Origin of the sequence: Candidatus Nitrosotalea okcheonensis (genome assembly GCF_900177045.1) — an archaeon.
In the GTDB taxonomy this organism is placed as follows: domain Archaea; phylum Thermoproteota; class Nitrososphaeria; order Nitrososphaerales; family Nitrosopumilaceae; genus Nitrosotalea; species Nitrosotalea okcheonensis.
The window spans coordinates 682,797-694,377 of the sequence record NZ_LT841358.1 but is presented as its reverse complement, the minus strand read 5'-3'; the positions used below and the strand labels follow the sequence as shown (position 1 = coordinate 694,377).

Annotated in this window: 15 protein-coding genes; 9 read left to right on the top strand and 6 right to left on the bottom strand. The window is 38.5% G+C overall.

Going from position 1 to position 11,581, the window contains the following annotated elements:
* Positions 1-16 precede the first annotated feature (16 nt).
* Positions 17-271, top strand: coding sequence for a TackOD1 domain-containing metal-binding protein (locus BQ3481_RS11955; RefSeq protein ID WP_157928469.1), 255 nt, complete (start codon positions 17-19; stop codon positions 269-271).
* Here BQ3481_RS11955 and BQ3481_RS04175 read toward each other — a convergent pair.
* Positions 257-628 carry a response regulator gene (locus BQ3481_RS04175; protein ID WP_157927120.1) on the bottom strand — a complete coding sequence of 124 codons (372 nt, stop codon included), beginning with the start codon at positions 626-628 and terminating at the stop codon, positions 257-259. The genes BQ3481_RS11955 and BQ3481_RS04175 overlap by 15 nt on opposite strands.
* Positions 629-671: 43 nt before the next feature.
* On the bottom strand, positions 672-1,040 hold the full coding sequence (locus BQ3481_RS04170) for an Hpt domain-containing protein (protein ID WP_157927119.1): 369 nt from the start codon (positions 1,038-1,040) through the stop codon (positions 672-674).
* 63 nt (positions 1,041-1,103) lie between these two features.
* Between BQ3481_RS04170 and BQ3481_RS04165 the strand changes: the two genes are divergently transcribed.
* From BQ3481_RS04165 to BQ3481_RS04150, 4 genes are read left to right on the top strand one after another with little or no spacing between them, the layout of a single operon-like run.
* Positions 1,104-2,978, top strand: coding sequence for a HAMP domain-containing sensor histidine kinase (locus tag BQ3481_RS04165; protein WP_157927118.1), 1,875 nt, complete (start codon positions 1,104-1,106; stop codon positions 2,976-2,978).
* Positions 2,979-3,000: 22 nt separating this feature from the next.
* A complete protein-coding gene (locus BQ3481_RS04160) occupies positions 3,001-4,419 on the top strand; it encodes a TldD/PmbA family protein (protein ID WP_157927117.1) in 1,419 nt (472 codons plus the stop codon).
* Between the two features lies 1 nt (position 4,420).
* The gene (locus tag BQ3481_RS04155; protein WP_157927116.1) at positions 4,421-5,002 is read left to right on the top strand and encodes a uracil-DNA glycosylase; all 582 of its coding nucleotides are present in this window, start codon (positions 4,421-4,423) and stop codon (positions 5,000-5,002) included.
* A complete protein-coding gene (locus BQ3481_RS04150) occupies positions 4,999-5,580 on the top strand; it encodes a DNA-3-methyladenine glycosylase (RefSeq protein WP_157927115.1) in 582 nt (193 codons plus the stop codon). The genes BQ3481_RS04155 and BQ3481_RS04150 overlap by 4 nt, the downstream gene beginning before the upstream one ends.
* Here BQ3481_RS04150 and BQ3481_RS04145 read toward each other — a convergent pair.
* Positions 5,577-6,776 (bottom strand): S1C family serine protease, encoded by a 1,200-nt coding sequence (locus tag BQ3481_RS04145; RefSeq protein WP_231911862.1) that lies wholly within the window; start codon positions 6,774-6,776, stop codon positions 5,577-5,579. The genes BQ3481_RS04150 and BQ3481_RS04145 overlap by 4 nt on opposite strands.
* 157 nt (positions 6,777-6,933) lie before the next feature.
* Here BQ3481_RS04145 and BQ3481_RS04140 point away from each other — a divergent pair, with 157 nt between their 5' ends.
* Both BQ3481_RS04140 and BQ3481_RS04135 read left to right on the top strand, forming a co-directional pair.
* Positions 6,934-7,425 (top strand): cupredoxin domain-containing protein, encoded by a 492-nt coding sequence (locus tag BQ3481_RS04140; RefSeq protein WP_157927113.1) that lies wholly within the window; start codon positions 6,934-6,936, stop codon positions 7,423-7,425.
* Between the two features lie 60 nt (positions 7,426-7,485).
* Positions 7,486-7,869, top strand: a complete 384-nt coding sequence (locus BQ3481_RS04135; RefSeq protein ID WP_157927112.1) for a hypothetical protein — start codon at positions 7,486-7,488, stop codon at positions 7,867-7,869.
* On the opposite strand, the gene BQ3481_RS04130 is transcribed toward BQ3481_RS04135, so the two are convergent.
* The 3 genes from BQ3481_RS04130 to BQ3481_RS04120 form a co-directional block, all read right to left on the bottom strand.
* Positions 7,866-8,180, bottom strand: a complete 315-nt coding sequence (locus tag BQ3481_RS04130; protein ID WP_157927111.1) for a winged helix-turn-helix domain-containing protein — start codon at positions 8,178-8,180, stop codon at positions 7,866-7,868. The two genes, BQ3481_RS04135 and BQ3481_RS04130, sit on opposite strands and share 4 nt — an antisense overlap.
* Positions 8,181-8,242: 62 nt before the next feature.
* Positions 8,243-9,685, bottom strand: coding sequence for a proline--tRNA ligase (gene proS, locus BQ3481_RS04125; RefSeq protein ID WP_157927110.1), 1,443 nt, complete (start codon positions 9,683-9,685; stop codon positions 8,243-8,245).
* Positions 9,686-9,728: 43 nt separating this feature from the next.
* Positions 9,729-10,013 carry a hypothetical protein gene (locus BQ3481_RS04120; protein WP_157927109.1) on the bottom strand — a complete coding sequence of 95 codons (285 nt, stop codon included), beginning with the start codon at positions 10,011-10,013 and terminating at the stop codon, positions 9,729-9,731.
* Positions 10,014-10,114: 101 nt separating this feature from the next.
* Between BQ3481_RS04120 and serB the strand changes: the two genes are divergently transcribed.
* On the top strand, positions 10,115-10,765 hold the full coding sequence (gene serB, locus BQ3481_RS04115; RefSeq protein WP_157927108.1) for a phosphoserine phosphatase SerB: 651 nt from the start codon (positions 10,115-10,117) through the stop codon (positions 10,763-10,765).
* Between the two features lie 39 nt (positions 10,766-10,804).
* Positions 10,805-11,545 carry a coenzyme F420-0:L-glutamate ligase gene (gene cofE, locus BQ3481_RS04110; RefSeq protein WP_320410705.1) on the top strand — a complete coding sequence of 247 codons (741 nt, stop codon included), beginning with the start codon at positions 10,805-10,807 and terminating at the stop codon, positions 11,543-11,545.
* Positions 11,546-11,581 lie beyond the last annotated feature (36 nt).

Sequence of the window (11,581 nt, the reverse complement as noted above, 5' to 3'; positions counted from 1 at the left end):
TGTATAAGGTAAATTAATTGAACATTTTAAGTGTGGAAATGTTTCAGTTGAGAATTCCTACAAAGAAAATAAATATCCGAAATGTCATAAGGAAATAAAAATTCTGGGAGTTGATTACAAAACAATGGATAACTATTACATGTGTAATGACTGTGGAGACAAGTTTTCCGATCCGTCGCAGGATTTTTTGTGTATAAAATGTAACAATAGGTTTCCGCTGGAAAAGGTAAAATGGGTCACAAGTGCTGGATACAAGTTATCTGGACTGTGATTTTACTACCCTATTAATTATTTTCAACACTTCTTGAAAATTAAACGGCTTTAGCACATATGTGCTGGCCCCTGTTTTGATACATTCTCTGACAGTCTCTTGATTATCACTGGCTGAAATCATGATGACCTTTGCTTTTGGATCGTATGCAATAATTTCTTTGAGGGCTGTGAGACCATCTTTTTTTGGCATTGCCATGTCGAGCAGGACAATGTCCGGTTTTGTCTTTGCATATTCTTCCAAAACATCTATGCCACTTGCAAGCTCTGCAACTAATTTGTGTTGGCCTATGACTAGTATGTCCTTTAAGACCATCCTAATGGCATCAGAATCATCTACTACCATGACATTGACCATGTTATGTCTCATCAAGGCTGAGATATATAATTACAAGCATCATTTAAAATTCAAAAATGTCTGGCCATGTACTCATTACATGTTTTTTAAAATCATCTACCTGGATATCTGTTTGTCCGTTACAAAGGCTGGACATTCTCTTTACAGCATCTAGGATTATGCCCTGAGCACCTTTCAGTATGCCGTGACTTGAAATATGTTTTACGACCATGTCACTTATTTTTGCAATCTCTCCCATTTTTTCTTGACCCATCATGGGTGCTAGACCCTTAATCTTGTGCATATGTCTTGCAATTTCTACAGATCTATTACTGAGTTGTTCATCATTTACGCAAGAAAGAAAGATCTTGTTCAAATTCTCTAACTCTGACTGTATCTCTTGTCTTGCCATTCTGAGAAACTCGTCAGACATTTTAACTACTTACTACGTATCTTTTATACTAACTTTTATACGCGTCTCTGTCTTTTCCCTCTTGTGAAGCTTACTCAAAAAACATATCTTTTACTAGCTGTAATAATTGGCGTTTCTGCAGTCAATTTTTTTCTCCTGATATTTACATCACAGCAAAATCAAGACATATTGCATTCTATAAGCTATGCAAGCGATCTGAAGGTGATAGTTGAAAGAATTGGAAGTACTGCAAATTCGATTGCAAGTGGCAATGAGGGAGACAGGGTAATGTTGGAACAACAACTGACTAATTTTGATACCACTTATGCACAACTTGGGACGGGCGGAAACATTGATGGTCTCAATGTGGTAGCGGTTCCACAAGGATTGATTCCCGCATATCAAAAAGTTGGTGATGCGTGGGGGTTATACAAAGAAGATGCTGAGAAAATAAAACAAGAAAGCATATTTGATCCAAAAGTAAAAGATGACTTGGCATACGTGCTCCGTAAAAACGGTGATCTGACTTCTTTAACAAATGGTGTTGAAAATGATCTTGCACCATTGGACAGGAATTACAACAGGCAGAAAATAATTGCACTTGAAATGGTAAACACTGCAAAAGATATTGGAGAAAAAACATTATTGTATTCCATTGGCGAGGGAGGAAATGTTACTGCCTCGCTCAAAAAAGACCGCGTACTATTTGATGCTGATCTCAAAAAATTGGAAGGTTTGCCACTAGATGATCCTATATATGCAACCTATGGCATAATGCCTGAAACCTTACAAGCAATTCCTAGAGAAAATTCTGGTTCTATACGACAACTTGATCCTCTCTGGGAATCTGTCAATGTAAAGCTGATTTACATCGAATCAAATACATTACTGTCAAAAAACTTTGGAACTGCATTATCACAATTGAACTCTCAAAGAAATGTGCTGCTTAGCACAACATCTGATTTTGTAGATGAATGGAACGGAATGATTGATTCTCAATTACATGACAAAATACTGATAGTACAACTGTTTATCATTGCAGATATTGTGATATTTGTTATTGTTATATTGTCAATTAGAAAATCATTGGCACCTCTTGCCACATTGATCAAGGCAATAGGGCATATCAAGGAAGGAGCTTACGGGGATAAAATTGCCTATTCATCCAAAGATGAAATAGGTGAACTTGCAGAAACATTCAACTCGATGTCTCTCACAATTCAGAAAAAAGAAGAAGAGGCAAAGAAAATAGAAATTGCAAAAGATGAATTCCTTGCGATGGTTACACATGAACTAAAAACTCCACTTGTGCCAATCCAAGGATATTCTGATATATTGCTTGGGGAACACCTTGGGCCTCTGAATGCAACTCAGAAAGAGAGACTAAAAATCATAAGCTCAAGTGCAACTACTCTGTTGGAACTAATCTCTGATTTACTTGATGCACAGAAGCTAGATCTTGGGCAGCTTAGAATCAAAAAAGAAAAAAACAATCTCAAGGAAAGTGTAGAAAAAGCAATACTTGGAATGCAACCACAAGCAACTATTGATGATATATCGCTCACATATGCTCCAAGGAAAGATATCTATGCATATTATGATGATGACAGGATAAAACAAGTACTTACCAACTTGATAAAAAATAGTCTAAAGGCAACTTCTCCAAAGACAGGTGTGGTGGAGATACAACTTGATGAAAAAGAAAGTGAAGTAGTGGTTTCAGTCAAGGATAATGGAAAAGGCATCCCGCCTGATGCAAATGACAAGATCTTCAAAAAATTCTATCAGACTGATACAACAAGCACTAGGGAAAAGGGCGGAAGTGGACTTGGTTTGTCCATCTGCAAGGGAATTGTGGAGGCTCATGGCGGGACCATCTGGATGCAAAGTACATCATCCAAAGGTACAACATTTTCATTTACAATTCCAAAGATAGAGACAACTAGAACGCCAATATAGGATAAGTTATACTGATGAATTTATGTCGATTGAAGATTATGCCGAAAAGGCGATTCGGATTGCGCTTGATGCTGGTTCCCAGTATTGTGATGTGAGGGCTGAGTCTGTCAAGACTGAAGGGTTTGTCATTGAAAACGGCGAGGTTGAAAATTTTGTTTCATCGTATGATTCCGGTCTTGGAATTCGGGTTCTAGTGAACGGGTCATGGGGATTTTACTCTATCTCTGAGCCAAAATCATTTGATGGTATAAAACAGAACATTGTTGACACTGTCAAGGCGACCAAATATTATTCAGAATATAAAAAATATAAAGTGAGGCTTGCCGAAGTTCGCTCTTTTGTTGACGATGTGCGATTCAATGTACTAGTAGATCCAAATGTCGACGAGCTGATGAAACTTGGTTTAGAGTCTGACAAGACGATTCGTGACAAAAAGAGAATAATAAAATCGTCTGTATCAATACATCATGACAAGTTTCACAAGTATTTTGTAAACAGTGAAGGATCAAAAATAACTCAAAACTTTGATGACATGATAGCAAACATGTCTGCAACTGCACACTGTTCTGGATTGACAGAATCTGTAAGTACCACTGAGGGTGGAAGGGGTGGACTCGAGATGCTTACAGGTAAAAATGACATACTTGCTGTATCCCAGTCACTATCTGAAAAAGCTGATGCACTGCTTGACGCAAAGACTGTAAAGGAAGAAAAGTCTACTGTGGTGATGAATCCTGATTTTGTCGCATTGCTTTCACATGAAATTCTTGGACATCCATCAGAGGCAGACAGAGTACTTGGAAAAGAAATGGCATGGGCAGGAGGTGCATGGTGGGCAGGAAAACTCGGAACAAAAATTGGTTCATCTGAGCTAAATGTAATTGATGATCCGACAATACCGTCTAGTCTTGGGTGGTACAAGTATGACGATGAAGGCGTACCTGCAACAAAAAAATTGTTGATAAAAGATGGAATACTATGTAATCACATGCACAGCAGAGAGACTGCGTCAATGTTTGACGCCACGCCAAACTCTTCAATGCGATCAACTGGGTACTCATTCATGCCTCTTGTGAGAATGGCATGCACGTGCATCTCACCTGGAAATTGGGATCCTGCAGAAATGATAAGGGATGTGAAAAATGGATTTCTTATCTGTAATATGAAAATTCCATCAATAGATATGATGCGCTACAACTGGAGTATCTCATGTCAATATGCACAAAAAATTGAAAACGGAGAATTGGGTGATCTACTGCGAGATGTCATTGTAATGGGCAACGCGCCAGAATTTTTCGGGTCAATTGATGCAAGAGGAAAAGATTTTCAGGTAAGACCAATCACAAACTGTGGAAAAGGTGATCCTATGCAAATCATGAGGATGGGAAATGGAGGTCCACATATACGTGGCAAGTCGATTGTAAAAAGCGTGGTAACATAAAATGTCTGATAAACTCGATAATATCCGAAATAGAGTAATCTCTTGCGTTAATTGCAGTCTTTCAAAATCAAGGGTAAATGCTGTGCCAGGTGATGGTGATAAAAACTCTGACGTCATTTTTGTCGGCGAAGCTCCTGGAAGAAACGAGGATCTCAAAGGAAAGCCGTTTGTAGGCGCTGCGGGGCAAATTCTTTCTGAGGCACTTGAATATGCAGGATTTGAAAGAGATCATGTCTACATAACAAATGTAGTAAAATGCAGGCCGCCCGATAATAGGCAGCCTCTGGCAGAAGAACGAACTGCGTGCAAACCCTATTTGTCAGAAGAACTTGAGATCATAAAACCAAAAATAATTTGTATACTTGGAAACACGGCCTACAATTCATTACTTGATGGTCATGCAATAATAAAAAATCGTGGCAAGATTGTAAAAAACAACGGCCAACTTTATTTTGTCACGGTCCATCCCGCCGCTGTGATATATAATCCCGGTCTAAGACAAGTCCTCAAGGATGACTTTGTCTTACTTGCAAAATCTTTGGATAAATTAAGAAAGGGTTTTGACGTAGAAATCTCACAATGAAGGTACTCCCCCGTTCATTTTATGACCAAGATACTGTGGATGTTGCACAAGCCTTGATTGGAAAGATACTGGTTAGAAAAATTAATGGAAATATCATGTCTGGAGTAATCGTAGAAACTGAAGCTTATAGATACAAAGATGATCCTGCAAGTCATGCCTATGGTGGAATGACTAGGAGAAATCAGGCAATGTTTGGGCCTGTAGGAAGGGCATATGTCTATTTTACATATGGAATGCATTATTGTGTAAATGCAGTGGCTAAAAGTCAAGATTATGATGCAGGTGCTGTATTAATCAGATCCATTGTACCACGACAAGGAATTGATTTTATGTTGATACGGCGTAATGTTTGTGACATGTCTAACCTAACAAATGGTCCTGCCAAGCTCACCCAGGCATTGATGATAACAAAAAAAGAATACTGCGAAGACCTGACGAAAAAATCCAGCTTGTACATCACCGATGGATTTGAAATGAAAAAGTCTGAGATTTTGATAGGTCCAAGGATTGGAATAAAAAAAGCAATCGACAAGATGTGGAACTTTCAGGCTACAAAAAATGTCTTTGAAGAAAACTAGGATGATGGATTGGGTCTTGCACCAAGTGTAGCAGTCAAATCTACTGACTTGCCTTGTCTATATACTGTCAAAACTACCTTGTCGCCTACATTTTTCTTTTCATCTAGATACGCAATGACATCATAGATTGTCTTGACTGGATGTCCATCTATCGCTGTTATGATGTCTCCACCGTGAAGAATGTTATTCTGATCTGGCGTAGCTGGGGTTATCCCTGCCTTGTCTGCAGGTCCTCCCTTGACAACACTTTCGATTATCACCCCCTTGAAATTTCTTGCTAGTCCGTTTGCGAGTGCTACATCAGAGTCAAGGCTTCTTCCTGATATGCCAAGATATGGGTGATTATATGTGCCATTTTTAATCAAAACTGGGGCTATTCTGTTTATTGCATCTGCAGGTACCGCAAATCCAACTCCTGCAAAATCTCCAGTGTTAGTACTGATTGCAGTATTCATGCCTACTACTTGGCCATTGAGGTCTAGCAATGGCCCGCCTGAATTTCCTGGATTTATTGCGGCATCGACTTGTATGACATCTGGTATTGAAAATCCTATGGAACTGCCATCTGGAAGCAGTCTTCCAATCTGACTAATTATTCCTGTTGTCATTGTATCACTTAGTCCAAACGGATTGCCTATTGCAATGACTTGCTGTCCGACATTCAGATTTGATGAGTTTCCAAGGGTCAGGGGAACAATATGCTCATCCGAAAAGTTGTCTATTATTTGTATTACTGCAATATCATTTCCAGGATCCGTTCCTACTACTTTGGCAGTATATGTATTTCCGTCAATAAATGAAACATTCACAGTCTTTGATCCTTCTACGACATGATTGTTTGTAATTATTCTTCCATCTGTATCATATATGAAACCTGACCCAAGTCTTGTAGACTGACCTTTAAGTGGCTGGCCATTTAGTATGAAACTGTTGTCTACTGTTGAGACTTTGCTCGTTATTTGTACTACTGAATTCTCAGTGTTCTTGTAAATCTGTGTAAGGATGGCACCCTGTGCGGCAAGACTTGATCCAGGTCCTGGAGGTCCCTGTGGACCGGGTGGACCTTGAGGTCCTGGAGGTCCTTGGATTGCACCCTGTGAAACATCGTTCAACATTTTTCCATTACTAAATTGCAATACAACTGTAGCAGCCAAAACAATGATTACGCCAACAAGTATGATCTCAAGTCTTTTCATGTTGAAACCTCTGCACAAATTCTGCATATCAAAATATTATGTTTTACTATCAAATGTTCCATCTAATTGTCGAGTTAACCACTAATTTTTCAGTAATATATTTTGCTAAACTTTGGTAATCATTACATAAATATACACACGATTCACTGGTTTTATAGTGGGAAAAAAACAAAAGAACAAGGCCAAGTCTAATCCTATTTCTAAGGGTTTGATAATGACTGTTGCAGTTATTGCGCTAGCTGTAGCTGGTGGTGCTTATTATATCTGGAACTCTTCAATTCCTGTAAATGTAGATCATCCAGTATTTGCAACAGCTACCAATATCTACATACTTGCAATTCACAATGCCCAAGGATACTCGTATGATGAACAATCTACTAAAACTGGAAAGAAAGCATTTTCTGGCACGAATTTTGATCCTGCAATTCATATTCCAGAAGGAACACTGGTTGCATTGCATGTGATAAATGAAGACAAGGATACTGGCTCAGCCCAAGATTTGAACATTGATGCATTTAATGTTCATACAAGACATCTAAAGTATTTTGAGGCTCAGACCATAAACTTTGTTGCAGACAAGGTTGGCAGTTTTAAATATTATTCTAAAATACATCCTGAAATGAACGGCACAATAACCGTGGATCCATGAAATTGACAGCCAAAATATTTAGAAACCATTGCAACAATAAGCAGGAAAGGCCAAATCGATATGACTGATGATGAGATACAACGCTCTCGCTTTGATATACTTGATTTAATGGATAGTTTCATAAGTAAAATTCTTGAATTGAGACGAATTCTTCTTGGAGTATCACTCTCTGGTTTTATATTGGCACCTTTTGCAATAGGACTTTCTGTATTCCTGTTAACTCACAAAAATTTTGTCATTGTTCTTGATAATGAATATGACTTTGGAGTAGCACTGAGCATACTGCTTGGATTAATAATTGCAATATCTGTAGGCTGGATGATAACTGGAATCAGACAATATAAGACATTAAAATCCTGGAATAGAAAATATAATGAATATCTCCAACAAAAAGATGAGATTGACAAAAAGATTGCGTCACAGTATGGCTTGGACCCCGACTAGATCTCATTTTTTGACTGGTCTTTCTTCTTTCTTGGAAATAATGTTTCATAAGGATCCAAGATTGTCTTGCAAAATTCTATTCCTTGTGGAGATGGCTTGTACATAGTTATGATGCGTTTTCCAAGATGCCTTTCCTCACTTCGAATAAGATTGTTTGATTCGAGTTCTTCAAGTATCGATTTATGTTTTTTTAAATTCAGACCGCAAAAGCTTACAAGGGCTGTCTGATTGAGTTCTCCATATTGAACTAGTGTCAGAATGATATCCTTGATTATGTATATTCTGTCACGATAAGGGTTTGATCCTGACATTGGTTACATTACCTTCTTGGTATAATATAATGTCTGACTGTCATGATGCTCTAGTCTCATCGCTAATAACTTCTTGCAAAAATTGCATGTATGGTGGTCTGATTCTTGCATATGATACACTTGGAGTCTTGTATCTTTGCATCAAATGGAATTACTCTAATGTCTGCACCTGTTGACTCTTTTATGATCTCTTCGCATTTTGTCTGTCCACACCATGGTGAATAAAGAAATGTACCCGTTTCCATCTCTGACTTGAATTCATCAAAGTCTGTCACTTCTCTTGTTTTTTCTCTTAAAAGATTCTTGGCATTTTCAAAGAGATTCTGCTGAATCTCATCTAACACGCAGAGAATTCCGTTCTCTGTATCTTTGAATGCCAGATCCATTTTCTTGAGATTGTCTCTGCGAACAAGAACCATCTTACCTTTTGCGATGTCCTTTGGGCCTATCTCAACTCGTAACGGTACGCCCTTCATCTCCCAATCGTGGAATTTGTATCCTGGAGTAACTTCATCTCTTACATCCATGTGTACGCGAAGATTGTGCTTTGTCAGGGCTTGTTTTATTTCAGAAACCTTACTGAGAACAATCTCCATGTCTTGTGGTGAATAATAAATTGGTACTATGACTACCTGTATTGGTGCAACGCGAGGTGGCAGAACTAGTCCCTTGTCATCACCATGGATCATAATTAGTGCTCCTATTAGACGCCATGAAATTCCCCATGATGTCTGCCATGCAAACGTCTCTACATTTTGCTTGTCCAGGAACTTTACATCGAATGGTTTGGAGAAGTTTTGTCCCAAAAAGTGGGATGTACCCATCTGGAGTGCTTTACCGTCTGGCATGATTGACTCCATTGTTGTGGTGTATACTGCACCAACAAATTTCTCTTTTTCACTTTTTTTGCCAGTGATCACAGGAATTGCAAGTTCTTCTTCAACTGTTTTTTTGTACATTTCAAGTATTGACATAACTTCTTGCTCTGCCTCTTCTTTTGTAGCATGTACAGTGTGACCTTCTTGCCAGAGAAATTCTGATGTTCTCAAAAATGGTTTAGTTGCCTTTATCTCTGCCCTCAATGCGGTATTCCAGAAATTAATCTTGAGTGGCAGGTCTCTCCAACTCTTTATCCATTTTGCATACATTGAATATGCAAGGGCCTCCGAAGTAGGTCTCAGTGCAAGTTTGTCCCCAATCTCTGTCTCCCCAGAATGTGTAACCCAGAATACCTCTGGTGTAAATCCAGCAAAGTGATCCGACTCTTTACTTAGTAATGACTCTGGTATTAGGACTGGGAGAAAACCGTTTTCATGGCCTGTTGCTTTTAACTTTTGATCAAGTGAAGATTTCAACGATTCCCATATTGAATATCCGTAGGGTCTAAGGACAATGAGGCCTTTTACTGGGGCATAATCTGCAAGATGTGCTTTCAGTACTACCTGTGTGTACCATTCACTAAAATTTTCATCTTTCTTTACTGTGATTCCTATCTCTTTGCTCAATTCCAGTCTTTCTTTTAGTTACACTAATGAGCTTTTCTGGTTTTTAGAGCGGATCGCCTTTACAGAGCACCTTTCCTGATACTCTGCTCTGGAAATTGGAGCATACAAAACATTGTATGAATGGAAGTTCATTTTTTAAAACAGGGCAATCTACTGCCTCTTCTTTCATGCGCTTGAGCATTTTTGGGCTGACTCCTTTTAGCTTGAGTTTTCCTTTATCATCCATCATGCCTGATGCCTTGAGTTCTTCTTTTGTTTCATCTGACAATTTGATAGCTTTTGCAACGACTTTTACTGGTACTTCGTATTTGTGTGGAAGCTCTGCCATATTTGTCAGCTTGATAACCTTGAATATATTACTAGTGGTAAAAAGATCTGATAATCGCTTAAGATTAATATAATCTGATTTATGGTTGAAAGAAGAAACTGATGTTAGCAATCTTTGATGTTGAAGGCGTATTACTTGACGCAGAATTTCTTCCAATACTTGCCGAAAAAATTAACAAGCAAGATGAAATCTGGGCAATCACAAGACAAGGAATTGAAGGTAAGATAAACTGGGAAGAAGGATTGAAGAAAAGAATTGATCTTCTTCGTGGCATTGACTATGAGACCTGCAAGGAAGTATCTGACTCACTTAAAATAATGACTGGTGCAAAAGAGGCATGCCGGGCATTGAAGGCAGCAGGCTGGAAAATCATGGCAGTATCGGGAGGCTTTACACTTATGACTGATAGATTGAAAGAGGAATTAGATCTTGACTATGTTTTTTCAAACAATCTGCTATTCAAGGACGGAAAGCTTGACGGTGTAACAATTGATGTTGACTCTGACAAGTCAAAATCCGCAATTATAAAAATAAATGAATGGAAAGAAAAAAAAGAGAATGTTGTGGTAGTAGTAGATGGTGCAAATGATGTTAAACTGTTTAACATCTGCGGTCTTGGTATTGCATTTCGAGCCCAGGATATGGTAAAGGAGCTAGCAACTGTCACACTAGAAGAAAAAGATCTCTCAAAGATTATAGGACTGATAAACAAACACTATGGTCTGAAAATATCACTACAAGCATTTGCCTAAACAAGATATCATTTTAAGCAGTAAAAACTGACTTGGTATATGTCACTGCAAATAATACCGGTCAAGATATCCTGTGACGTAGAACTTGGGGATGACCTAGTTGAGATTTTGCTTAAAACAAAAGCCGGTAGGGAATTGAAGGAAGGTGACATTCTAGTATTTACGCAAAAGATAATCTCAAAACAAGAGGGGCAAAAAACTGACTTGACCAAAGTCAAGCCAACACTTCTTGCAACAGGAATTGCAAGCGCATACAAAAAAGATCCGAGAATCGTACAACTAATTCTTGATGAAACAAAAAGAATTATTCGCATGAAAAATGGTATAATAATATCACAAACGCGACATGGTCTTGTCTGCGCAAATGCGGGAATTGATGAAAGCAACATGGAAAAAGGATTTGCTACACTTCTTCCAAAAAATGCCGACAACTCTGCTCGAAGGCTTAGAAGACGCATCAAGGCAAAGACTGGGAAAAATGTTGCGGTGTTAATATCTGATACATTTGGGAGGCCGTTTCGAGAAGGTCAAACCGATGTTGCAATAGGGCTATCTGGAATGTCCCCTGTGGTTAATTATGAAGGAAAACAAGACAACTTCCAGAAGATTCTTAGGGTTACGGCAATTGCAGCTGCAGATGAAATCTGTTCTGCCACAGAGCTGGTTAGGGGAAAGACGTTTTACACACCAATTGCAATTGTACGCAATTATCCGTTTGACAAAAAAAATGGACGTCTCCAAGATCTACTGCGCATCAAATCTCTTGATCTGTTCCGATAAACAAAAATTCTGGAAACAAAGATTATATGCATTGAT